The sequence below is a fragment of the Enterobacter sp. genome (assembly GCF_977039595.1).
In genome coordinates this window covers 63,187-85,365 of the sequence record NZ_CDRQYH010000008.1, presented here as the reverse complement: position 1 = coordinate 85,365, position 22,179 = coordinate 63,187, and the positions used below count along the sequence as shown (strand labels likewise).

The window sequence follows — 22,179 nt, the reverse complement described above, 5'->3', positions numbered from 1 at the left end:
CTTAACTCCCTATTCCCAGTAAATCGTCACGATAGTCGCCTGCCGGGTAGCGGAACGGCACAGGGCCATCGGCAATACCGTCGAGGAACTGTCTAACACGCGGATCGCAATTTTCCTGCAGCGCCTGAGCGCTACCGTGTGCGACGATCTTTTTGTCCGCCACGATATAGGCGTAATCGGCGATGCTCAATACTTCCGGTACATCGTGAGACACCACAATGCAGGTGACACCAAGCGCGCTGTTCAGTTCAGAGATGAGCTTCACCAGCACGCCCATCGTAATGGGATCCTGTCCAACAAACGGTTCGTCGAACATGATTAAATCAGGCTCTAATGCAATGGCTCTCGCCAGCGCGGCGCGGCGCGCCATGCCGCCGGACAGCTCCGAAGGCATCAGCTTCGCAGCACCCCGCAAGCCAACGGCTTCGAGCTTCATCATCACCGTGCTTTTCAGCAGTTCAGGTGGCAGACTGGTATGCTCGCGCAGCGGATAAGCCACGTTATCAAAGACGTTCATGTCGGTGAACAAGGCGCCCGACTGAAAGAGCATGCTCATGCGTTTGCGGACAGTATACAGGCGCGAGCGCGACATCTCCGGGATGTTTTCGCCATCAAAGAGGATTTCACCGCTATCCGGTGGGATCTGCCCACCAATAAGGCGAAGCAGGGTCGTTTTACCGATCCCGGACGGCCCCATAATGGCAGTGATCTTGCCACGCGGAACGGTCAACGAAATATCATCAAATATCAATCTGTTGGCGCGAGAAAAACTCACCCCGCGGACATCGACTAAATTCGCCATGGTTTGGCTCATTTATAGTTCCTTTCTTATCCTGCTCACGTTAAGGCATGTAGCCTGAATCAGCCCTAAACTCAGCATTTTTACAGAATAATAACCGTAGAGGTTAGCGAAAGCTGGCATTTGTTTTACTTTTCCGGCGCATAAAGTCAAAATTAGGAATTCGTTACGCCTCAGACTGTATGCAGTCCAGCCGTTCACGCGCGATGGACCGACGAGTATACCTGAAGAAAGGACTTTTGATGCTTTTAGCAACAGCACTGTTAATAATTGGTTTACTTTTGGTCGTCTACAGTGCTGACCGTTTAGTATTTGCTGCATCTATCCTGTGTCGCCTGACGGGCGTACCGCCTGTCGTCATCGGGATGACCGTGGTCAGTGTCGGAACGTCACTTCCTGAAATCATCGTCTCTGTCTCGGCATCGCTGCATGGTCAGTTAGACCTTGCAGTAGGCACCGCGATTGGCTCTAACATCGTCAATATACTCTTGATTTTAGGCCTGGCCGCACTGCTCCATCCATTTCGCGTGCATTCTGATGTTCTGCGCCGTGAATTGCCGCTAATGTTAATGGTAAGCCTGTTGGCAGGCTGCGTATTTTACGATGGCGTACTGAGCTACAGCGACGGTATTTTCCTGCTGGCGCTGGCCGTCATTTGGTTGCTGTATAGTGTTAAAATCGCCCGTCAGGCGGAAAAACAGGGTCAGGATAGCCTCACGCGTGAGCAGGTCGCCGAACTTCCGCGAGAAGGCACGCTGCCTGTTGCCCTGCTCTGGCTTGGCGTTGCGCTGATCATCATGCCGATGGCAACGCGTATGGTCGTGGATAACGCGACGGTGCTGGCGAACTATTTCGCCATCAGTGAACTTACCATTGGTCTGACGGTGATTGCCATCGGTACCAGCCTGCCGGAACTGGCCACGGCCATTGCGGGGGCACGTAAAGGTGAAGATGACATTGCCATTGGTAATATCATCGGTTCCAACATATTTAATATCGCCATTGTGATGGGCCTTCCGGCCCTCATTACGCCAGGGCCCTTTAATCCCCTGGCGTTCTCGCGTGACTACGGCGTGATGTTATTGGTCAGCGTGATATTTGCCCTGCTCTGCTGGCGGCGGCAACGACAGATCGGCAAAGGCGCAGGCGCGCTGCTGACGGGTGGATTTATCGTATGGATGGCGATGCTGTACTGGCTCTCGCCTCTTCTCTCTGGGTAATCGGAAACGCATTATGTCGCAAATAGAATTGCAGCCGGGTTTTGACTTTCAGAAAGCAGGCAAAGAGGTTCTGGAGATTGAACGTGAAGGTCTGGCGCAGTTAGATCAGTACATTAATCAGGATTTTAGTCTGGCATGTGAGAAGATGTTCTACTGTGCTGGCAAAGTCGTGGTGATGGGGATGGGTAAGTCCGGCCACATTGGACGTAAAATGGCGGCAACATTTGCCAGCACCGGAACCTCTTCCTTCTTTGTACACCCGGGGGAAGCCGCGCACGGCGACCTGGGTATGGTCACGCCGCAGGATATCGTCATCGCACTGTCTAACTCCGGTGAGTCCAATGAAATTCTGGCGCTGATCCCGGTACTGAAACGATTGCAGGTGCCGCTTATTTGCATGACCAGCCGTCCGGAAAGTAGCATGGCGCGTGCGGCCGATATTCACCTGTGCGTGAAGGTTCCCAAGGAGGCCTGTCCGCTCGGCCTGGCGCCAACGTCCAGCACCACCGCAGCGCTGGTCATGGGTGATGCGCTTGCCGTCGCACTGCTTGAAGCCCGCGGTTTTACGCCGGAAGATTTCGCGCTTTCCCATCCGGGCGGCGCGCTGGGGCGCAAGCTGCTGCTTCGGGTAAACGATATTATGCACACCGGGGATGAGATCCCTCACGTCAGCAAAGAGGCCTCCCTACGTGATGCGCTGCTGGAAATCACCCGTAAGAATCTGGGTATGACGGTCGTGTGCGACGATCTGATGAAAATTCAGGGGATCTTCACCGATGGCGACCTGCGCCGCGTCTTCGACATGGGTGTTGATGTCCGTACCCTGGGCATTGCCGACGTGATGACGCCGGGCGGTATCCGCGTGCGTCCGGGTACGCTGGCCGTGGATGTGCTGAACCTGATGCAGTCCCGCCATATCACCTCCGTTATGGTTGCCGATGGCGACCAGTTGCTGGGTGTGGTACATATGCATGATCTGCTGCGCGCAGGCGTAGTGTAATGAAGGATAAGACAATGAGTAATGCGGGTGCATCCCTTGCAACCTGTTATGGCCCGGTCAGTACCCAGATGATGGCAAAGGCGAAAAACATTCGTCTGCTCATCCTGGATGTGGATGGCGTACTCTCCGATGGCCTGATTTACATGGGCAATAATGGTGAAGAGCTGAAAGCATTTAACGTCCGCGACGGCTATGGAATCCGCTGTGCGCTCACCTCGGGTATTGAGGTGGCTATCATCACCGGGCGAAAAGCTAAACTGGTAGAAGACCGCTGTGAAACCTTAGGAATTACCCATCTGTATCAGGGGCAGTCCGATAAGATGGCGGCGTTTAAGGATTTACTGGGTAAACTGGCTATCGCACCGGAAAACGTGGCCTACGTTGGGGACGATCTGATTGACTGGCCCGTGATGGCTGAAATCGGGCTGAGCATCGCCGTTGCCGATGCGCATCCGCTGCTGATCCCGCGCGCTGACTACGTTACCCACATCAACGGGGGCCGTGGTGCCGTCCGTGAAGTCTGCGATCTGCTTTTGCTGGCGCAGGGCAAGCTTGATGAGGCCAAAGGGCAATCGATATGAGTAAAACCAGACGCTGGATTATCATTTTGCTTTCGCTAGTCGCACTGGTATTGATTGGCGTGAACCTTGCCGATCGCGACGATACGCAAACGGAAGTGGTTAACAATACCGATCCAACCTATAAAAGCGATCACAGCGAAACAGTGGTCTACAGCCCGGAAGGCGCGCTGAACTATCGCCTGATTGCCCAGCATGTTGAATATTTTTCAGATGACGGTATTTCGTGGTTTACCCAACCTGTGATGACCACATTCGATAAAGACAAAGTGCCGACGTGGTCAATTAAGTCAGATCGGGCCAAACTGACAAATGACCGTATGCTTTATCTGTACGGCCACGTTGAAGTCAACGCCCTGACCGCTGACTCGCAACTGCGAAAAATTACGACGGATAATGCCCAGATCAACCTGGTTACTCAGGACGTGACGTCGCAGGATCTGGTCACACTGTATGGCACAACATTTAATTCCAGCGGTTTGAGAATGCGCGGGAACTTACGCAGCAAGAACGCCGAGCTGATTGAAAAGGTTAGAACCTCCTATGAAATTCAAAACAAACAAACTCAGCCTTAAAGTAATTATCGCCAGCGCGATGCTGGCGACCAGTCTCCCCGCGCTTGCTGTAACGGGCGATACCGACCAGCCGATTCATATCGAGTCCGACACCCAGTCTCTCGATATGCAGGGTAACGTCGTCACCTTCACGGGTAACGTCGTCATGACCCAGGGCACCATCAAAATTAACGCTGACAAAGTGGTCGTTACCCGTCCGGGTGGCGAGCAGGGCAAAGAGATCATTGATGGTTACGGCAACCCGGCAACCTTCTACCAGATGCAGGACAACGGCAAGCCGGTGAAAGGCCGCGCCTCACATATGCACTACGAGCTGGCGAAGGACCTGGTTATCCTGACCGGAAACGCGTATCTGGAACAGCTGGACAGCAACATTACCGGCGACCAAATCACCTATCTGGTGAAAGAGCAAAAAATGCAGGCCTCCAGCGAGAAAGGTAAACGCGTCACGACCGTACTGGTTCCGTCGCAGCTGCAGGACAAAGGCAAGGGCCAGGCCCCGGCACAGAAGAAGAGTAACTAATCCGTTATGGCAACATTAACTGCAAAAAACCTCGCGAAGGCCTATAAGGGCCGCCGTGTCGTAGAAGATGTCAGTTTGACCGTCAACTCTGGCGAAATCGTGGGGCTGCTTGGCCCTAACGGTGCGGGTAAAACGACAACCTTCTACATGGTCGTTGGCATTGTGCCGCGCGATGCCGGCAACATAATCATTGACGATGAAGACATCAGTCTTCTGCCGCTTCACGCGCGCGCGCGTCGCGGGATCGGCTATCTGCCGCAGGAAGCCTCCATTTTCCGTCGACTTAGCGTTTACGACAACCTGATGGCGGTCCTGCAAATTCGTAACGATCTGACCAGCGAACAGCGTCAGGATCGTGCCAACGAGCTGATGGAAGAGTTCCACATTGAGCATCTGCGCGACAGCCTCGGTCAGGCACTCTCCGGGGGCGAACGCCGTCGCGTTGAGATCGCGCGTGCGCTGGCCGCAAACCCTAAATTTATCCTTCTGGATGAACCGTTTGCGGGTGTTGACCCGATCTCGGTTATCGACATTAAACGTATCATTGAACACCTGCGCGACAGCGGGCTTGGCGTACTGATCACCGACCACAACGTCCGTGAAACGCTGGCCGTATGTGAACGCGCGTATATTGTGAGCCAGGGCAATCTGATCGCCCACGGTACGCCGCAGCAGATCCTCGAAGACGATCATGTTAAGCGCGTCTATCTTGGGGAAGACTTCAGACTCTGATAGGGTAGAGGTAACGTAACGCCGAACCGGAGAAAAATGCTCTGAACATGAAGCAAGGTTTGCAATTAAGGCTCAGCCAACAACTGGCGATGACGCCGCAGCTACAGCAGGCAATTCGCCTGTTGCAACTGTCCACGTTAGAACTTCAGCAGGAGCTCCAGCAGGCGCTGGACAGCAACCCCCTGCTGGAACAAACCGATCTTCATGACGAGGTAGATACCCAGCAATCGCAGGATACAGAAGCGCTCGATACCGCCGACGCACTCGAACAAAAAGAGATGCCCGACGAGCTTCCGCTGGATGCCAGCTGGGATGAAATCTACACCGCCGGAACGCCTTCCGGTACGCGTGCTGACTACCAGGATGATGAGCTACCGGTCTATCAGGGAGAAACCACCCAGTCGCTGCAGGATTACCTGATGTGGCAGGTGGAACTCACTCCCTTCTCCGATACCGACCGCGCGATTGCCACCTCAATTGTCGATGCCGTTGACGACACCGGCTATTTGACCGTCACGCTTGACGATATTCTGGAAAGCATGGGCGACGAAGAGATAGAGCTTGAGGAAGTTGAAGCCGTTCTGAAGCGCATCCAGCGTTTCGATCCGGTAGGCGTAGCCGCAAAAGATCTGCGCGACTGCCTGCTGATCCAGCTTTCTCAGTTCAGCAAAGAGACGCCATGGCTCGACGAGGCGCGCGTGATCATCAGCGATCACCTGGATCTGCTGGCGAACCACGATTTCCGCACCCTGATGCGCGTCACGCGCCTGAAAGAAGATGTGCTGAAAGAAGCGGTGAATCTGATCCAGTCACTCGATCCACGCCCGGGACAATCAATCCAGACCAGCGAGCCTGAGTACGTTATTCCGGACGTGCTGGTCAGAAAACACAATGGCCGCTGGGTCGTTGAGCTGAATTCAGACAGCATCCCTCGCCTGCAAATCAACCAGCAGTATGCCTCCATGTGCACCAGCGTGCGTAACGACTCCGACAATCAATATATTCGTAGCAATCTTCAGGAAGCGCGATGGCTGATCAAAAGTCTTGAGAGCCGAAATGATACGCTGCTACGCGTCAGCCGCTGTATTGTCGAACAGCAGCAGGCTTTCTTTGAGCAGGGCGAAGAGTATATGAAACCGATGGTGCTGGCGGATATCGCCCAGGCCGTCGAGATGCATGAATCAACCATTTCCCGTGTCACCACGCAGAAGTATCTGCACAGTCCACGCGGTATTTTTGAGCTTAAGTATTTCTTCTCCAGCCATGTGAATACCGAGGGCGGCGGTGAAGCGTCGTCAACGGCCATTCGTGCCCTGGTGAAGAAGTTGATCGCCGCGGAGAACCCCGCGAAGCCGCTAAGCGACAGTAAGTTAACCACCATGCTGTCCGATCAGGGTATTATGGTGGCACGTCGTACTGTTGCGAAGTATCGAGAGTCTTTATCCATTCCGCCGTCCAACCAGCGTAAACAGCTGGTCTGACACAACCGATAAGGAAGACACTATGCAGCTCAACATCACTGGACAAAACGTCGAAATTACTGAGGCTTTACGCGAATTCGTGAACGCGAAGTTTGCAAAACTCGAGCAGTATTTCGAAAGGATCAATCAGGTCTATATTGTGTTGAAAGTGGAGAAAGTGACTCATATCTCGGATGCCACCCTGCATGTTAACGGGGGTGAACTGCATGCCAGTGCGGAAGGGCAAGACATGTACGCTGCTATCGACGGCTTGATTGATAAGCTTGCGCGACAGCTCAATAAACATAAAGATAAACTGAAACAACACTAATTGTCCGGGCAGTTAACGGGTGCAGGACGGCCTGTTGTGAAACACAACAGGCCATTTGTACAGTTAGCGCTTAGGTGAAATTATGATGAACAACGATTCCGCTCTTCAACTGAGCAATGTCCTTAACCAGGAATGTACCCGCAGTGCGGTTCACTGCCAGAGCAAAAAACGTGCGCTGGAGATCATCAGTGAACTGGCTGCTAAACAGCTGGGCCTGCCGCCGCAGGTGGTGTTCGAAGCGATTCTGACCCGTGAAAAAATGGGCAGTACCGGTATCGGCAACGGCATCGCGATCCCGCACGGCAAACTGGAAGAGGATACCCTGCGTGCCGTTGGTGTGTTTGTGCAGCTTGAAACACCCATCGCCTTCGATGCCATTGATAACCAGCCCGTCGATCTCCTTTTCGCGCTGCTGGTGCCTGCCGATCAGACGAAAACCCACCTGCATACGCTGTCGCTGGTCGCAAAACGTCTGGCCGATAAAACTATTTGCCGTCGACTGCGCTCGGCCCAAAGTGATGAAGAGCTCTACCAAATTATCACTGAAGCAGAAGGCAATCAGGATGATGCATAACCAGGAGATGGCCTTCACATCTGTTGTCCTGAGGAGAAACGGAACATGGTGCTGATGATTGTCAGTGGCCGTTCAGGGTCGGGGAAATCCGTTGCTCTGCGCGCGCTGGAAGACATGGGTTTTTACTGCGTTGATAACCTGCCGGTCGTGTTGTTGCCCGATCTGGCCCGCACGCTTGCGGAGAGACAAACCTCTGCAGCCGTCAGTATCGACGTCCGTAACATGCCTGAATCGCCAGAGATCTTCGAACAGGCCATGAGCAACCTGCCTGACACGTTCTCGCCTCAGCTGCTGTTCCTTGATGCAGACCGCAATACGCTAATCCGTCGCTACAGCGATACCCGTCGCTTGCACCCGCTTTCCAGTAAGAATCTCTCTCTGGAGAGTGCTATCGATGAAGAGAGCGACCTGCTGGAGCCACTGCGTTCTCGTGCAGACCTGATTGTCGACACCTCTGAGATGTCCGTTCACGAGCTGGCAGAAATGCTGCGCACCCGGTTATTGGGTAAACGCGAGCGTGAACTGACGATGGTGTTCGAATCCTTTGGCTTCAAGCACGGTATCCCGATTGATGCGGATTATGTTTTCGACGTGCGCTTCCTGCCGAACCCGCACTGGGATCCGAAGCTGCGTCCCATGACAGGCCTGGACAAACCCGTCGCGGCCTTCCTCGACAGGCACACAGAAGTACACAATTTTATCTACCAGACGCGAAGCTACCTTGAGCTATGGTTACCTATGCTGGAGACAAACAATCGTAGCTACCTGACGGTAGCGATTGGCTGTACCGGTGGTAAACATCGTTCGGTTTATATCGCCGAACAGCTGGCCGACTATTTCCGCTCGCGCGGTAAGAACGTTCAGTCCCGTCATCGCACGCTGGAAAAACGTAAAACATGACCGTAAAACAGACCGTTGAGATCACCAATAAGCTGGGCATGCATGCACGCCCGGCGATGAAGCTGTTTGAGCTGATGCAGGGTTTCGATGCAGAGGTTCTGCTGCGAAATGACGAAGGCACCGAAGCGGAAGCGAACAGCGTGATCGCGCTGCTGATGCTGGATTCCGCCAAAGGGCGCCAGATTGAAGTCGAAGCAACCGGACCTCAGGAAGAGGAAGCGTTGGCAGCTGTGATTGCGCTGTTTAATGCAGGGTTTGACGAAGATTAAGGTCAGCTATTAAGGCGGGTAGCGCTGCGCTTACCCGCCCTACATTAATTTATTGCTCTCCATAAACCCTTCCCCTCCCAACTGACGCATCTGGCGCATGATCCACGCCTGACGGCTACGCACGTACCCTGACGGGGCACTGGCTTTAAAACGGATGGGATTAGGCAGAACAGCCGCGAGCAGCGCCGCCTCCGACATGCTCAGCTTGCTGGCGGGTTTATTAAAATAGCGTTGAGATGCAGCTTCAACACCAAATACCCCGTCACCAAACTCGGCAACGTTGAGATACACGGTCAGAATGCGTTTTTTGCTCCAGACCGTTTCCATCCCCAGGGTCAACCCCGCTTCCAGCCCCTTTCGCACCCAGCTGCGGCCGTCCCACAGAAACAGATTTTTGGCCGTCTGCTGCGACAAGGTTGACGCACCGCGCACGCGGTTTTCATGGCGTTCATTATGGGCTAGCGCCTTCTCAATGGCCGCAACGTCGAATCCCCAGTGCTCCGGGAATTTCTGATCCTCCGCCGCGATGACCGCCAGCCCCATGAGCGGTGAGATCTCGTCCATGCTCACCCAGTCAGAATGGGCAACATAGCCGAAATCACCGCTGAGCCACGCGCCGAGCTGACGCTCAACCATCACGGCAGAGAACGGGACCGGCATAATGCTGAACAGGGCGAGTCCACCGCCCCAAAACACCGCCAGCACCAGAACGATGCGCAACAGGATACGTTTTACCCAAGCGCCAGCACCGGATTGACGACTCATTCAGCCAGCACCAGCACTCGGGCGACCAGCTTTTCGATCCCCATAGCCGCTTCTGCAATATTCTGCGCCAGCATATACGCAGGCGTGGTGACTATTTTGTTATCTTCATCAACCACAATGTCATCCACCGGGCAAGGAACGTGCTCTCCCCCCATTTCCTCGACGATTTCCGCGGTATCAATATCCGTCCCGATAGTCAGTCGCAGCGGGAAATCAAAAATCCTGGGCAGCATTGCCGGCGCGATGCAGATAAAGCCCAGCGGTTTTCCTGCCGCATGCATGGCCTGCGAAAGCGCTTTAAGATGAGGATCGATCTGACACTCCCCCCCCTGCGCAGCAAAGGTACTGAGATTTTTGGCCGCGCCAAACCCACCCGGCACAATGAGCGCATCAAGCTCTGCGGCGTCTGCCTGAATAAGAGGATGGATATCACCTCGCGCAATACGTGCGGCTTCAATCAGCACGTTACGGGTTTCCGCCATTGGTTCACCGGTCAGATGGTTAATCACATCCGACTGATTTTTGTCTGGCGCAAAACAAATAACCTCCGCTCCCTGCTTAGCCAGGGCCAGCAGCGTGATTACGGCTTCATGTATCTCAGAACCATCGTAAACACCGCATCCGCTCAGCACGACACCAATCTTTTTCATCATGACAATCCTTTTCTGCAACTTGCTGAAGCACATTAATAATTTTGATTAAAACGCTATGCTTCACACATTTCACTGATTCATGTAACAAATCATTTAAGATTTGCTATCTTATCTGCGTGCGGCCTAAATTTTTCAGGCAGCGCCCTTTCGAAAATAACTTTAAAAAAACAGGCGCAGCCACGATTTCCCTGGTGTTGGCGCAGTATTCGCGCACCCCGGTTAAGCCGGGGTCATTTTTTTCTGGCGTCGACCCAGGCTTTAAGCACCGCAACATCGTTTTGCCACTCTTGTTTCATCTCTTCAACCCAATCACCCACGTTATCTTCCCATGCAGGTAAATCAGGCGACTGAATCTGTTGGCCCAGCTGCTGAAGATGGCGCAAACCGACCGAGCCGGCGGCACCTTTAATTTTATGTCCTTCTTCTACGATGCCTTTCTGGTCCCGGGCCGTCAGGTTTGATTCCAGAACGCTCAGATAGCCCGGCATCATTTTTTCGAAGACCGCCAGACCATCGGTAATAAGTTTCGGGCCTACCAGATCGATATACTGCTCCAGCATCGCGGTATCGAGTATCGTTTGGGCTTTTGCGCTATCAACAGACGTCATGGTGCTCTCCTCTTCATCACGGGTATCCCAGAACTTCTTAATCATGGCGGTCAGAGCAGGCACCGCCAGCGGCTTGCTGAGTACATCGTCCATACCGGCATCGAGATACTCTTTTTTATCTTTCAGCACGTTCGCCGTCAGCGCCACCAGCGGCGGCAGTTCGTCGGCCGCGTACTGACGCGTCAGCTCACGCGAGATATCCAGCCCGGTCATATCCGGCAGCTGGATATCAAGCAGCACAAGGTCGTATTCGCCCGGTTCAAACATCTCCAGTGCGGCCTTACCGGTCATCGCGACATCCACGCTGTTGCCCAGTTTTTCCAGCACCGAGCGAGCCACAATCACGTTCAGCTCAATATCCTCCACCAGCAGAACGTGCAGGGCTGGCAGCGGCATATCGTCATTTTCGAAGGTATCTTCTACCTCTTCCGCCACCGCCGGCGCATGGACCGTCAGCGTGAAGGTTGACCCTTTGCCCGGCTGGCTGGCAACGGTGATATCGCCGCCCATGCTCTTCGCCAGACGTTTAGAGACCGCCAGGCCAATGCCTGTTCCGGTCGCCGGTTTTCCGCCGTTGCTGTCCTTCACCTGGTAGTACATGGCAAAGATTTTGTCCTGCTCCTCCTGCGGAATACCAATCCCGGAATCCTCCACCTCGAAGTGCAGCATATCTCCTTCGTCATAGCGTATGCGCACCGCCACCTGCCCCTTCTGGGTAAATTTCACCGCGTTGCTGATAAGGTTCCACAGGATCTGGCGCAGACGCGTGCCGTCAGTCACCACTTTATGCGGCAGCGGCAGGGTTGGCTCCATGACAAAACTCAGTCCCTTCTGCTGCGCCTGCAGGCCGGACAGGTTTTCGAGATCGGCAAGGAAGCTGGTGAAATCCACAGGCTGGTTATCAAGCTGAACTTTACGGCGCTCCATCTTATCCATATCAATAATATCGTTGAAGATATTACCCAGCGTGACCGCTGAGACATGGATAGTCTTGAGGTATTTTTCCTGCTCTGCGGTCAGGTCGGTATCCAGCAGAATACGGCTCAGCCCGACAATGCCGTTAAGCGGCGTGCGCAGCTCGTGGCTAATGGTGGAGATAAAGGTGGTCTTGTCGCGACTGGCGCGCTCCAGGGCATCCTGATAGCGCTTACGCTCGGTGATATCGCGGCCAAAGCCCATCAGGCCGTGGCGTTTCCCCACGCGGTCATAGTAGGGCACCTTACGGATCTCAAAACAGGCTTTGCGTCCGTCCGGGTAATCCAGCCACTGCTCATAGGTCAGCGAGACGTTATGACGGAAGACTTTTTCGTCGGTCTCCATGACCTTGGCCGCCGCCTCTTCAGAGTAAACGTCCTGCGGCTTCAGGTGAATCAGCTGCTTCTCGCTTTTCCCGGTGAGCAACTCCATCGCCCGGTTACAGCCGGAAAACTCTTTATCTTCATTGCGGTAAAACACCAGGTCCGGCGACGCATCGAGGAACGACCGCAGGAAAGAGGATTGCTGCTCAAGCTGGATCTGCGTGACCTCGCGCTCTTTCATTTCGATTTTCAGCTGCTCCAGCGTGGCCTGACGTTCGGCTTCCGCCTTCTCACGATCGGAGATCTCCTGATTCAGTTGCGCAATGTTGTCTTTAAGCTGGACGTTAAGCTTCAGATCGCGCTCGCGCATCTCTTCCAGTTTATCGACCAGCTTAGACAAACGCTGACGGGATTCTTCCAGCTGTTCAACCACCACGGAAAGGAAATAGACCGCCCAGGGGGTAATGAGCAACCCAAAGAAGATGGAGCGGATGACGTCGATACTCTCGACCTGACCATGCAGAACCATAGTAACGGCCATTTGCACAACAATGGCCAGAACGACCAGCGCCAGCGCAAGCAGCATGGAGAAACGCACCAGCCCAAGCTTCATCATCAGGTCGACGTAATACTGGGCGAGCATTCGAATTTGCTTCATAGAGGATCCCTTCACGACGTTATCGCTCAATAATACTCAAATTCAGGGCGAGGCGTTGAAGGTTATGAGAAAAAGTGCGGGGTGAAACAGGTGATTAGCCTCGCTTCCGGTTAACCGGAAGCGAGGAGAGGTCAATCAGGAGCGTTTCAACATCAGCCACAGGCTGATCAGGAGGAAGCTGGCGCTTGGCAGCAGCGCACCAATTATCGGCGGAATGCCATAAACCAGCGTCAGCGGACCGAAGATCTGATCGAGCACGTAGAACACAAAGCCGAAGCTGATGCCGGTCACGACGCGAACCCCCATCGGCACGCTGCGCAACGGACCGAAGATAAACGACAGCGCCATCAGCATCATTACCGCCACGGACATTGGCTGGAAGATTTTGCTCCACATGTTGAGCTGATAACGTCCCGCATCCTGTCCGCTCGACTTCAGATATTTCACATAGTTGTGCAGACCGCTGATGGAGAGCGCGTCAGGATCCAAGGCAACAACACCGAGCTTGTCAGGCGTCAGGTTGGTCTTCCACGTGCCGGTTACCGTCTGAGAACCCGTAATCTGTTTCGGATCTGTCAGGTCGGATTCATCAACCTGGGATAACCGCCACTGCTTATGTTCGGCGTCAAATTTCGCCGAAGAGGCGTGGCGAACGGACTGCAGACGGCGCTGGTCATCGAAAGCGTAGATGCTCACCCCGCCCAGTTCATCATTCCCCTTCACCCGTTCGATGTAGACGAAGTTTTTACCGTCTTTAGCCCATAAACCTTGCTGAGTCGAGAGCAGTGAACCACCGTACATGGCCTGAGCACGGTAGTTACGCGCCATCTGTTCACCCTGAGGCGCAACCCATTCGCCAATCGCCATGGTCAACAGCACCAGTGGGATTGCGGTTTTCATCACCGACAGCGCAACCTGCATACGGGTAAAACCCGAGGCCTGCATTACGACCAGCTCGCTGCGCTGCGCCAGCATTCCCAGCCCCAGCAGCGCACCCAGCAGGGCCGCCATCGGGAAGAAGATCTGCACATCTTTCGGCACGCTGAGCAGGGTATACATCCCCGCGCCCAGCGCGTCATAGCTCCCCTGCCCGGCTTTTTTCAGCTGATCGACAAATTTGATAATGCCGGAGAGCGACACCAGCATGAACAACGTCATCATGATGGTGGTAAAAATGGTTTTACCGATATAGCGATCAAGAACGCCAAACGCCTGCATTAGATGGCTCCTTTACGCGAGAATCGGGCACGTATACGGCGCACAGGCACCGTATCCCACAGGTTTAACCCCAGCGCCAGTAAGATGTACAGGCTGTTGACGAACCATGTCCAGACCATAGGGTCCAGCTTACCCTTCGCGCCGTTGGAACGAATCGAGGTTTGCAGCAGGAAATAGATCAGGTAAAGCAGCATCGCCGGCAGCATAGATAGCACGCGTCCCTGACGCGGGTTCACCACGCTCAGCGGAACGACAATCAGCGCCATCATAAACACGGTGAAGACGAGCGTGATACGCCAGTGGAACTCAGCGCGCGCCCGGTCAGTATCGGTATTCCAGAGGGTACGCATGTCCATTTGCTCGGTATCCGTTGGATCGAGCGCCACGGTCTGATGGCCGATAATGGCCTGATAGTTCTGGAAATCCGTAATACGGAAGTCGCGCAGCATCGCGGTGCCTTCGAAACGGGTACCTTTGTTCAGCGTCACGACCTGAGAACCATCTTTGCGCTGAGCAAGCTGACCGGAGTCAGCAACCACCACTGAAGGACGCGCGTTTCCTTTGGGACGCAGCTGCGCAAGGAAGACGTCGTTGAATTTACTGCCGTCGACGCTCTCAATAAACAGCACGGAGTTTCCGTCGGTTGCCTGCTGGAACTGCCCCTGGGCTAACGCCGCCATGCCGGGGTTGGCTTTCGCTTCGGCCAGCACTTCGTCCTGATGGCGGGAAGACATGGGGCCCGCCCACATCACATTCACCGCCGCAACGATACCCGTGAACAGCGCCAGTATCATGGCGGCTTTCACCAGGACCGCTTTGCTCAGGCCGCAGGCGTGCATCACCGTGATTTCACTCTCGGTGTAGAGTTTCCCAAGCGTCATGAGCAGGCCAAGGAAAAGACTTAGCGGCAGGATAAGCTGCGCCATTTCCGGGATCCCTAAACCAAGCAGGGAAAGTACCAGATTTGTTGGAATTTCGCCGTCAACGGCCGCACCGAGGATCTTAACCAGCTTCTGACAGAAAAAAATCAGCAGCAGGATGAAAAGGATCGCCAGTTGGCTTTTGAGCGTCTCCCGCACCAGATATCTTATGATTATCACTTTAAATACGCCCGTAAAAACCCGTCTCTTTGCTGGAAAATCGCTTGTTTCATGGCTTAAACGTCATTTATTCTCTTGAGTCGTCGAAATCATCGCTAAGATTAAAACATCCGGCGGATTCACGCTTCAGGATTGTTTCTGACGTGTCGAAACCGTAGTAACGTAAGATTAACACGAAGTCACCACAACAGCGGACATGAGTTACGAAAGGTTTCAATTCTATCCGTAGCTGCCGCCGTTGTCTTTAAGATTCAGGAGCGTAGTGCATGGAGTTCAGTGTAAAAAGCGGTAGCCCGGAGAAACAGCGGAGTGCCTGCATCGTTGTGGGCGTCTTTGAACCACGCCGACTCTCCCCGATCGCCGAGCAACTCGATAAAATCAGTGACGGCTATATTAGCGCCCTGCTGCGCCGTGGCGAACTGGAAGGCAAACCTGGGCAGACGCTGTTACTGCACCATGTTCCGAACGTACTGTCAGAGCGTATTCTGCTGATTGGCTGCGGCAAAGAACGCGAGCTGGATGAACGTCAGTATAAGCAGGTGATTCAGAAAACAATCAATACGCTGAATGATACTGGCTCAATGGAAGCCGTCTGCTTCCTGACCGAGCTGCACGTCAAAGGGCGTAACACCTACTGGAAAGTGCGTCAGGCGGTTGAAACGGCAAAAGAGAGCCTGTACAGCTTCGATCAGCTGAAAACCAATAAAAGCGAGCCGCGTCGCCCGCTGCGTAAAATGGTCTTTAACGTGCCAACCCGTCGTGAACTGACCAGCGGTGAACGCGCCATTCAACACGGTCTGGCCATTGCAGCCGGCATTAAAGCGGCTAAAGATCTCGGCAACATGCCGCCGAACATCTGTAACGCGGCGTACCTGGCCTCTCAGGCGCGTCAGCTGGCCGACGCCTACAGCAAAAACGTCATTACCCGCGTCATCGGCGAACAGCAGATGAAAGAGCTGGGGATGCACTCTTATCTGGCGGTCGGTAACGGCTCGCAAAACGAATCCCTGATGTCGGTCATTGAGTACAAAGGCAACCCGTCCGAAGACGCACGCCCGATTGTGCTCGTCGGTAAAGGCCTGACCTTCGACTCCGGCGGTATCTCCATCAAGCCTGCCGAAGGCATGGATGAGATGAAGTACGACATGTGCGGTGCGGCGGCGGTTTATGGCGTGATGCGCATGGTCGCGGAACTTCAGTTGCCCATCAACGTGATCGGCGTTCTGGCGGGCTGCGAAAATATGCCTGGCGGCCGTGCCTATCGTCCGGGGGACGTTCTGACCACCATGTCCGGCCAGACCGTTGAAGTGCTGAATACCGACGCCGAAGGCCGTCTGGTACTCTGTGACGTGTTGACCTACGTTGAGCGCTTCGAGCCTGAAGCGGTGATTGACGTCGCCACGCTCACCGGAGCCTGTGTGATTGCGCTGGGCCATCACATTACCGGCCTGATGTCGAACCACAATCCGCTGGCGCACGAGCTGATTGGTGCGTCAGAGCAGGCCGGGGACCGCGCATGGCGTCTGCCGCTGGGTGACGAATATCAGGATCAGCTGGAGTCTAACTTTGCGGATATGGCGAACATTGGCGGACGTCCTGGCGGGGCGATCACCGCGGGCTGCTTCCTGGCGCGCTTCACCCGCAAGTACAACTGGGCGCACCTGGATATCGCGGGCACCGCGTGGCGCTCCGGCAAGGCCAAAGGCGCAACCGGTCGCCCGGTAGCGCTGTTGTCGCAGTTCCTGCTCAATCGTGCGGGTTTTAACGGCGACGAGTAAGTCAAAACGGCAGTAAACCGTAGGCCGGGTAAGGCGAAGCCGCCGCCCGGCTTAAGCATTTAAAGTGAGCACAAGAAGCCCCATATATGAAGAATGCAACGTTCTACCTTCTGGACAACGACACCCATCAGGATGGCCTCAGCGCCGTCGAACAGCTGGTGTGTGAAATTGCCGCAGAACGTTGGCGCGCAGGCAAACGCGTGTTGATAGCCTGTGAAGATGAGCAGCAGGCGATTCGTCTCGATGAAGCGCTGTGGGCTCGCCCGCCGGAGAGTTTTGTTCCGCATAACCTGTCAGGCGAAGGTCCGCGCGGCGGGGCGCCGGTTGAAATTGCCTGGCCGCAAAAGCGCAACAGCAGCGCGCGCGACATTCTGATTAGCCTGCGGATAGATTTTGCAGATTTTGCCACCGCTTTCACAGAAGTGGTAGACTTTGTCCCTTACGAAGAATCTTTGAAACAACTGGCGCGCGAACGCTACAAAGCGTACCGCCTGGCTGGTTTTAACCTGAATACGGCAACCTGGAAATAATGGAAAAGACATATAACCCACGCGATATCGAACAGCCGCTTTACGAGCACTGGGAACAGCAGGGCTATTTCAAGCCTAACGGCGACGAAAGCAAAGAGTCCTTCTGCATCATGATCCCGCCGCCGAACGTCACCGGCAGTTTGCATATGGGTCATGCTTTCCAGCAGACCATCATGGACACCATGATCCGCTACCAGCGCATGCAGGGCAAAAACACCCTGTGGCAAGCGGGGACTGACCACGCGGGTATCGCGACCCAGATGGTGGTTGAGCGTAAAATTGCCGCTGAAGAAGGAAAAACCCGCCACGACTACGGTCGCGACGCTTTTATCGACAAAATCTGGCAGTGGAAAGCGGAATCTGGCGGCACCATTACCCGTCAGATGCGTCGTCTTGGCAACTCCGTGGACTGGGAGCGCGAGCGCTTTACCATGGATGAAGGCCTGTCCAATGCCGTTAAAGAAGTCTTCGTTCGCCTGTATAAAGAAGATCTGATTTACCGCGGCAAGCGCCTGGTAAACTGGGATCCGAAACTGCGCACCGCCATCTCTGACCTGGAAGTGGAAAACCGCGAGTCTAAAGGCTCCATGTGGCACATCCGCTATCCGCTGGCCGATGGCGCAAAAACCGCCGACGGTAAAGATTACCTGGTGGTCGCAACCACCCGTCCGGAAACCCTGCTGGGCGATACCGGCGTGGCTGTTAACCCGGAAGATCCACGTTATAAAGATCTGATCGGCAAATTCGTGGTGCTGCCGCTGGTAAACCGCCGTATTCCGATTGTGGGCGACGAACACGCCGACATGGAAAAAGGCACCGGCTGCGTAAAAATCACCCCTGCGCACGACTTCAACGACTATGAAGTGGGTCGTCGTCACGCCCTGCCGATGATCAACATCCTGACCTTCGACGGCGATATCCGCGAAAGCGCAGAAGTGTATGATACCAAAGGCGAAGAGTCTGACGTTTACTCCAGCGACATCCCGGCGGAGTTCCAGAAGCTGGAACGCTTTGCCGCGCGTAAAGCGATCGTGGCTGCCGTCGACGCACTCGGCCTGCTGGAAGAGATCAAACCTCACGATCTGACCGTGCCGTACGGCGACCGTGGCGGCGTGGTGATCGAGCCAATGCTGACCGACCAGTGGTACGTGCGTGCCGACGTGCTGGCGAAACCAGCTGTTGAAGCGGTTGAGAACGGCAGCATTCAGTTCGTGCCGAAGCAGTACGAAAACATGTACTTCTCCTGGATGCGCGATATTCAGGACTGGTGTATCTCTCGTCAGCTGTGGTGGGGTCACCGTATCCCGGCATGGTACGACAACGAAGGCAACGTCTACGTTGGTCGCAGCGAAGATGAAGTGCGTCAGGAAAACAACCTGAGCGCGGACGTTGCCCTGCGTCAGGACGAAGACGTGCTGGATACCTGGTTCTCCTCCGCGCTGTGGACCTTCTCCACCCTTGGCTGGCCAGAAAACACCGACGCGCTGCGTCAGTTCCACCCAACCAGCGTGATGGTGTCCGGTTTCGACATCATCTTCTTCTGGATTGCCCGCATGATCATGATGACCATGCACTTCATCAAAGACGAAGACGGCAAGCCGCAGGTTCCGTTCCATACCGTCTATATGACCGGTCTGATCCGCGACGACGAAGGCCAGAAGATGTCCAAGTCCAAGGGGAACGTTATTGACCCGCTGGACATGGTTGACGGTATCTCTCTGGAAGATCTGCTGGAAAAACGCACCGGCAACATGATGCAGCCGCAGCTGGCTGAGAAAATCCGCAAGCGCACCGAGAAGCAGTTCCCGAACGGGATCGAGTCCCACGGTACCGACGCCCTGCGCTTCACCCTGGCGGCACTGGCCTCTACCGGCCGTGACATCAACTGGGACATGAAGCGTCTGGAAGGTTACCGTAACTTCTGTAACAAGCTGTGGAACGCCAGCCGCTTCGTGCTGATGAACACCGAAGATCAGGATTGTGGCTTCAACGGCGGCGAAATGACGCTGTCTCTGGCTGACCGCTGGATCCTGGCGGAATTCAACCAGACGGTGAAAGCGTTCCGCGAGGCGCTGGACAGCTACCGCTTCGACATCGCGGCGGGCATCCTGTATGAATTCACCTGGAACCAGTTCTGCGACTGGTATCTGGAGCTGGCGAAGCCGGTCATGAACGGCGGCACTGAAGCGGAACTGCGCGGCACGCGCAACACGCTGATTACCGTTCTGGAAGGCCTGCTGCGCCTGGCGCACCCGGTTATTCCATTCATCACCGAGACCATCTGGCAGCGCGTGAAGGTGATTGCTGGCATCAACGCAGATACCATCATGCTGCAGCCGTTCCCGGAATTCGATGCGGCGAAAGTGGATGAAGCGGCATCAGCGGATACCGAGTGGCTGAAGCAGGCGATCGTTGCGGTACGTAACATCCGTGCTGAAATGAACATTGCCCCTGGCAAACCGCTGGAGCTGCTGCTTCGTGGCTGCAGCGAAGCTGCCGTTCGTCGCGTCACAGAGAACAACACCTTCCTGAAAACCATGGCGCGTCTGGAAAGCATCACCGTGCTGCCTGCGGATGACAAAGGTCCGGTTTCCGTGACCAAAATCATCGACGGCGCCGAGCTGCTGATCCCGATGGCGGGTCTGATCGACAAAGACGCCGAGCTGGCTCGTCTGGCGAAAGAAGTGGCGAAAGTCGACGTGGAAATTGGCAAAATCGAAAGCAAGCTGGCGAACGAAGGCTTTGTCGCCCGCGCGCCGGAAGCGGTCATCGCGAAAGAGCGTGAGCGTCTGGTTGCCTTCGCCGATGCGAAGACCAAGCTGATCGAGCAGCAGGCGGTTATCGCTGCCCTGTAATGCTTTTACCCCTTACGCTTCAGAGCGTAAGGGGTATCCTTCCTGAAAACTCCTCGCTTGCACTCCCCTTTCTGCGGTGCTATTAACAGCAGTTATGTGTCAATTTTTGTAATGAGTAATGCTATGAGCGTGATTACCCCCGTCGCGACGACGATGCGCCGGATCGCTGAGCAGGATAACCCGGCTATCGCCGCCGTTATCCGCACCGTTTCTGCCGAATATGGCCTGACGGCTGACAAAGGCTACACGGTTGCCGACCCGAACCTGGACGCGCTTTACCAGCTCTACAGCCAGCCAGGGCACGCCTACTGGGTAATCGAGCAGAACGGCCAGGTTGTCGGAGGCGGCGGCGTGGCGCCCCTCAGCTGCAGCGAGCCGGATATCTGCGAACTGCAGAAAATGTATTTTCTGCCAACGGCGCGCGGGCAAGGACTGGCGAAAAAGCTGGCGCTGATTGCTCTGGACCACGCGCGCAAGCAGGGCTTCACCCGCTGCTACCTTGAAACGACCGCGTTCCTCAAAGAGGCCATCGGCCTGTATGAACATCTGGGCTTTGAGCATATCGATGCGCCGCTGGGCTGTACCGGTCACGTTGACTGCGAAGTCAGGATGCTGAAAAGTCTGTAACTTTCATTCCTGCCCTCTTCTGTTAAGCGGCTGTAAACTGAATGCTCTACACTCTCAGTTCACACCACAACGGGGGAAACACGATGTCGAAGATAAAAAGCTACGCCGCACCGCAGGCGGGTGCAGAACTTGAGCTGTACGAGTACGATGCGGGCGAACTAAAAGCAGAAGACGTCGAAGTACAGGTTGATTACTGCGGGATCTGCCACTCGGATCTCTCGATGATCGACAACGAATGGGGCTTCTCCAGCTATCCGCTGGTTGCCGGACACGAAGTCATTGGCCGCGTCGTGGCGCTCGGTAGCGCCGCGCAGGACAAAGGGCTGAAAGTGGGCCAGCGCGTGGGAATTGGCTGGACGGCACGCAGCTGTGGTCACTGCGACGCCTGTATCAGCGGAAATCAGATCAACTGCCTCGAAGGCGCCGTTCCTACCATCCTGAACAAAGGCGGTTTTGCCGATAAGCTGCGCGCCGACTGGCAATGGGTGATCCCGCTGCCGGAGAGCATTGATATCGAATCCGCCGGCCCGCTGCTGTGCGGCGGTATCACCGTCTTCAAGCCCCTGCTGATGCACCATATAACAGCCACCAGCCGCGTGGGCGTCATCGGTATTGGCGGACTGGGCCATATCGCCATTAAGCTGCTGCACGCGATGGGCTGCGAAGTCACGGCGTTCAGCTCGAACCCGGCGAAAGAGAAAGAAGTGCTGGCGATGGGGGCGGATAAAGTGGTGAACAGCCGCGATCCGCAGGCGCTGAACGCGCTGGCGGGCCAGTTTGATCTGATCATCAACACCGTTAACGTGGATCTCGACTGGCAGCCGTACTTTGAAGCGCTGGCCTACGGCGGTAACTTCCACACCGTGGGTGCGGTGATGAAGCCGCTGCCGGTTCCGGCGTTTACCCTGATCGGTGGGGATCGCAGCATATCCGGTTCTGCTACCGGTACGCCGTACGAGCTGCGCAAACTGATGAAATTCGCCGGACGCACCAAAGTGGCACCGACCACCGAACTGTATCCAATGTCGAAAATCAACGAAGCGATCCAGCACGTGCGCGACGGTAAAGCCCGCTACCGCGTGGTGCTGAAAGCGGATTTCTGATGTGAGTTTGCCGGGTGGCGGCTTC

At 55.1% G+C, this 22,179-nt stretch carries 22 protein-coding genes; 16 read left to right on the top strand and 6 right to left on the bottom strand.

The window, feature by feature from the left end; all coding sequences use genetic code 11:
- Position 1: 1 nt before the first annotated feature.
- The gene (gene mlaF / locus ACWYRJ_RS04660; protein WP_024906354.1) at positions 2-814 is read right to left on the bottom strand and encodes a phospholipid ABC transporter ATP-binding protein MlaF; all 813 of its coding nucleotides are present in this window, start codon (positions 812-814) and stop codon (positions 2-4) included.
- A 227-nt stretch (positions 815-1,041) separates the two neighbouring features.
- Between mlaF and ACWYRJ_RS04655 the strand changes: the two genes are divergently transcribed.
- The 11 genes from ACWYRJ_RS04655 to npr all read left to right on the top strand — a co-directional run bounded on the left by ACWYRJ_RS04655 (position 1,042) and on the right by npr (position 8,961).
- Positions 1,042-2,019 carry a calcium/sodium antiporter gene (locus ACWYRJ_RS04655; RefSeq protein ID WP_455507480.1) on the top strand — a complete coding sequence of 326 codons (978 nt, stop codon included), beginning with the start codon at positions 1,042-1,044 and terminating at the stop codon, positions 2,017-2,019.
- Between the two features lie 13 nt (positions 2,020-2,032).
- Complete coding sequence (kdsD, locus tag ACWYRJ_RS04650; RefSeq protein ID WP_023333606.1) at positions 2,033-3,019, top strand: arabinose-5-phosphate isomerase KdsD; 987 nt, start codon at positions 2,033-2,035, stop codon at positions 3,017-3,019.
- A 14-nt stretch (positions 3,020-3,033) separates the two neighbouring features.
- Positions 3,034-3,600: a 3-deoxy-manno-octulosonate-8-phosphatase KdsC gene (kdsC, locus tag ACWYRJ_RS04645; protein ID WP_111964972.1), complete on the top strand. Its 567-nt coding sequence runs from the start codon at positions 3,034-3,036 to the stop codon at positions 3,598-3,600.
- Complete coding sequence (lptC, locus tag ACWYRJ_RS04640; protein WP_111964973.1) at positions 3,597-4,172, top strand: LPS export ABC transporter periplasmic protein LptC; 576 nt, start codon at positions 3,597-3,599, stop codon at positions 4,170-4,172. Before kdsC ends, lptC begins: the two co-directional genes overlap by 4 nt.
- The gene (gene lptA, locus ACWYRJ_RS04635; RefSeq protein WP_033146750.1) at positions 4,141-4,695 is read left to right on the top strand and encodes a lipopolysaccharide ABC transporter substrate-binding protein LptA; all 555 of its coding nucleotides are present in this window, start codon (positions 4,141-4,143) and stop codon (positions 4,693-4,695) included. Before lptC ends, lptA begins: the two co-directional genes overlap by 32 nt.
- Positions 4,696-4,701: 6 nt before the next feature.
- A complete protein-coding gene (gene lptB, locus ACWYRJ_RS04630) occupies positions 4,702-5,427 on the top strand; it encodes an LPS export ABC transporter ATP-binding protein (RefSeq protein ID WP_023309359.1) in 726 nt (241 codons plus the stop codon).
- Positions 5,428-5,474: 47 nt separating this feature from the next.
- On the top strand, positions 5,475-6,908 hold the full coding sequence (gene rpoN / locus ACWYRJ_RS04625; protein ID WP_111964974.1) for an RNA polymerase factor sigma-54: 1,434 nt from the start codon (positions 5,475-5,477) through the stop codon (positions 6,906-6,908).
- 22 nt (positions 6,909-6,930) lie between these two features.
- Positions 6,931-7,218 carry a ribosome hibernation promoting factor gene (hpf, locus tag ACWYRJ_RS04620; protein WP_111964975.1) on the top strand — a complete coding sequence of 96 codons (288 nt, stop codon included), beginning with the start codon at positions 6,931-6,933 and terminating at the stop codon, positions 7,216-7,218.
- Positions 7,219-7,300: 82 nt separating this feature from the next.
- Complete coding sequence (ptsN, locus tag ACWYRJ_RS04615; protein WP_008501443.1) at positions 7,301-7,792, top strand: PTS IIA-like nitrogen regulatory protein PtsN; 492 nt, start codon at positions 7,301-7,303, stop codon at positions 7,790-7,792.
- A gap of 45 nt (positions 7,793-7,837) precedes the next feature.
- Positions 7,838-8,692: an RNase adapter RapZ gene (gene rapZ, locus ACWYRJ_RS04610; protein WP_008501442.1), complete on the top strand. Its 855-nt coding sequence runs from the start codon at positions 7,838-7,840 to the stop codon at positions 8,690-8,692.
- On the top strand, positions 8,689-8,961 hold the full coding sequence (gene npr / locus ACWYRJ_RS04605; RefSeq protein ID WP_003861872.1) for a PTS phosphocarrier protein NPr: 273 nt from the start codon (positions 8,689-8,691) through the stop codon (positions 8,959-8,961). The genes rapZ and npr overlap by 4 nt, the downstream gene beginning before the upstream one ends.
- A 39-nt stretch (positions 8,962-9,000) precedes the next feature.
- Here npr and mtgA read toward each other — a convergent pair whose 3' ends face one another.
- The 5 genes from mtgA to lptF form a co-directional block, all read right to left on the bottom strand.
- Positions 9,001-9,726: a monofunctional biosynthetic peptidoglycan transglycosylase gene (gene mtgA, locus ACWYRJ_RS04600; RefSeq protein WP_115876357.1), complete on the bottom strand. Its 726-nt coding sequence runs from the start codon at positions 9,724-9,726 to the stop codon at positions 9,001-9,003.
- Entirely contained in the window at positions 9,723-10,376 is a 654-nt protein-coding gene (elbB, locus tag ACWYRJ_RS04595; protein WP_455507481.1) for an isoprenoid biosynthesis glyoxalase ElbB, read from the bottom strand. The genes mtgA and elbB overlap by 4 nt, the downstream gene beginning before the upstream one ends.
- 233 nt (positions 10,377-10,609) lie before the next feature.
- Positions 10,610-12,943 carry an aerobic respiration two-component sensor histidine kinase ArcB gene (gene arcB, locus ACWYRJ_RS04590; protein WP_252093502.1) on the bottom strand — a complete coding sequence of 778 codons (2,334 nt, stop codon included), beginning with the start codon at positions 12,941-12,943 and terminating at the stop codon, positions 10,610-10,612.
- Positions 12,944-13,078: 135 nt separating this feature from the next.
- Positions 13,079-14,161, bottom strand: coding sequence for an LPS export ABC transporter permease LptG (gene lptG / locus ACWYRJ_RS04585; RefSeq protein ID WP_115876359.1), 1,083 nt, complete (start codon positions 14,159-14,161; stop codon positions 13,079-13,081).
- Positions 14,161-15,261: an LPS export ABC transporter permease LptF gene (gene lptF, locus ACWYRJ_RS04580; protein WP_047650945.1), complete on the bottom strand. Its 1,101-nt coding sequence runs from the start codon at positions 15,259-15,261 to the stop codon at positions 14,161-14,163. The genes lptG and lptF overlap by 1 nt, the downstream gene beginning before the upstream one ends.
- Positions 15,262-15,527: 266 nt before the next feature.
- Here lptF and pepA point away from each other — a divergent pair, with 266 nt between their 5' ends.
- The 5 genes from pepA to ahr all read left to right on the top strand — a co-directional run bounded on the left by pepA (position 15,528) and on the right by ahr (position 22,154).
- The gene (pepA, locus tag ACWYRJ_RS04575; protein WP_023309366.1) at positions 15,528-17,039 is read left to right on the top strand and encodes a leucyl aminopeptidase; all 1,512 of its coding nucleotides are present in this window, start codon (positions 15,528-15,530) and stop codon (positions 17,037-17,039) included.
- Between the two features lie 86 nt (positions 17,040-17,125).
- A complete protein-coding gene (holC, locus tag ACWYRJ_RS04570; protein ID WP_008502815.1) occupies positions 17,126-17,569 on the top strand; it encodes a DNA polymerase III subunit chi in 444 nt (147 codons plus the stop codon).
- The gene (locus tag ACWYRJ_RS04565; RefSeq protein WP_111964979.1) at positions 17,569-20,424 is read left to right on the top strand and encodes a valine--tRNA ligase; all 2,856 of its coding nucleotides are present in this window, start codon (positions 17,569-17,571) and stop codon (positions 20,422-20,424) included. The genes holC and ACWYRJ_RS04565 overlap by 1 nt, the downstream gene beginning before the upstream one ends.
- Positions 20,425-20,547: 123 nt before the next feature.
- Positions 20,548-21,051: a GNAT family N-acetyltransferase gene (locus ACWYRJ_RS04560; protein ID WP_045403561.1), complete on the top strand. Its 504-nt coding sequence runs from the start codon at positions 20,548-20,550 to the stop codon at positions 21,049-21,051.
- An 83-nt stretch (positions 21,052-21,134) separates the two neighbouring features.
- Positions 21,135-22,154, top strand: a complete 1,020-nt coding sequence (gene ahr / locus ACWYRJ_RS04555) for an NADPH-dependent aldehyde reductase Ahr (protein WP_045403564.1) — start codon at positions 21,135-21,137, stop codon at positions 22,152-22,154.
- Positions 22,155-22,179: the final 25 nt, after the last annotated feature.

Bases quoted from the DNA above. Each gene is read 5' to 3' on its own strand.
- mlaF (WP_024906354.1), bottom strand. From the start codon at position 814: ATGAGCCAAACCATGGCGAATTTAGTCGATGTCCGCGGGGTGAGTTTT.
- ACWYRJ_RS04655 (WP_455507480.1), top strand. From the start codon at position 1,042: ATGCTTTTAGCAACAGCACTGTTAATAATTGGTTTACTTTTGGTCGTC.
- kdsD (WP_023333606.1), top strand. From the start codon at position 2,033: ATGTCGCAAATAGAATTGCAGCCGGGTTTTGACTTTCAGAAAGCAGGC.
- kdsC (WP_111964972.1), top strand. From the start codon at position 3,034: ATGAGTAATGCGGGTGCATCCCTTGCAACCTGTTATGGCCCGGTCAGT.
- lptC (WP_111964973.1), top strand. From the start codon at position 3,597: ATGAGTAAAACCAGACGCTGGATTATCATTTTGCTTTCGCTAGTCGCA.
- lptA (WP_033146750.1), top strand. From the start codon at position 4,141: ATGAAATTCAAAACAAACAAACTCAGCCTTAAAGTAATTATCGCCAGC.
- lptB (WP_023309359.1), top strand. From the start codon at position 4,702: ATGGCAACATTAACTGCAAAAAACCTCGCGAAGGCCTATAAGGGCCGC.
- rpoN (WP_111964974.1), top strand. From the start codon at position 5,475: ATGAAGCAAGGTTTGCAATTAAGGCTCAGCCAACAACTGGCGATGACG.
- hpf (WP_111964975.1), top strand. From the start codon at position 6,931: ATGCAGCTCAACATCACTGGACAAAACGTCGAAATTACTGAGGCTTTA.
- ptsN (WP_008501443.1), top strand. From the start codon at position 7,301: ATGATGAACAACGATTCCGCTCTTCAACTGAGCAATGTCCTTAACCAG.
- rapZ (WP_008501442.1), top strand. From the start codon at position 7,838: ATGGTGCTGATGATTGTCAGTGGCCGTTCAGGGTCGGGGAAATCCGTT.
- npr (WP_003861872.1), top strand. From the start codon at position 8,689: ATGACCGTAAAACAGACCGTTGAGATCACCAATAAGCTGGGCATGCAT.
- mtgA (WP_115876357.1), bottom strand. From the start codon at position 9,726: ATGAGTCGTCAATCCGGTGCTGGCGCTTGGGTAAAACGTATCCTGTTG.
- elbB (WP_455507481.1), bottom strand. From the start codon at position 10,376: ATGAAAAAGATTGGTGTCGTGCTGAGCGGATGCGGTGTTTACGATGGT.
- arcB (WP_252093502.1), bottom strand. From the start codon at position 12,943: ATGAAGCAAATTCGAATGCTCGCCCAGTATTACGTCGACCTGATGATG.
- lptG (WP_115876359.1), bottom strand. From the start codon at position 14,161: ATGCAGGCGTTTGGCGTTCTTGATCGCTATATCGGTAAAACCATTTTT.
- pepA (WP_023309366.1), top strand. From the start codon at position 15,528: ATGGAGTTCAGTGTAAAAAGCGGTAGCCCGGAGAAACAGCGGAGTGCC.
- holC (WP_008502815.1), top strand. From the start codon at position 17,126: ATGAAGAATGCAACGTTCTACCTTCTGGACAACGACACCCATCAGGAT.
- ACWYRJ_RS04565 (WP_111964979.1), top strand. From the start codon at position 17,569: ATGGAAAAGACATATAACCCACGCGATATCGAACAGCCGCTTTACGAG.
- ACWYRJ_RS04560 (WP_045403561.1), top strand. From the start codon at position 20,548: ATGAGCGTGATTACCCCCGTCGCGACGACGATGCGCCGGATCGCTGAG.
- ahr (WP_045403564.1), top strand. From the start codon at position 21,135: ATGTCGAAGATAAAAAGCTACGCCGCACCGCAGGCGGGTGCAGAACTT.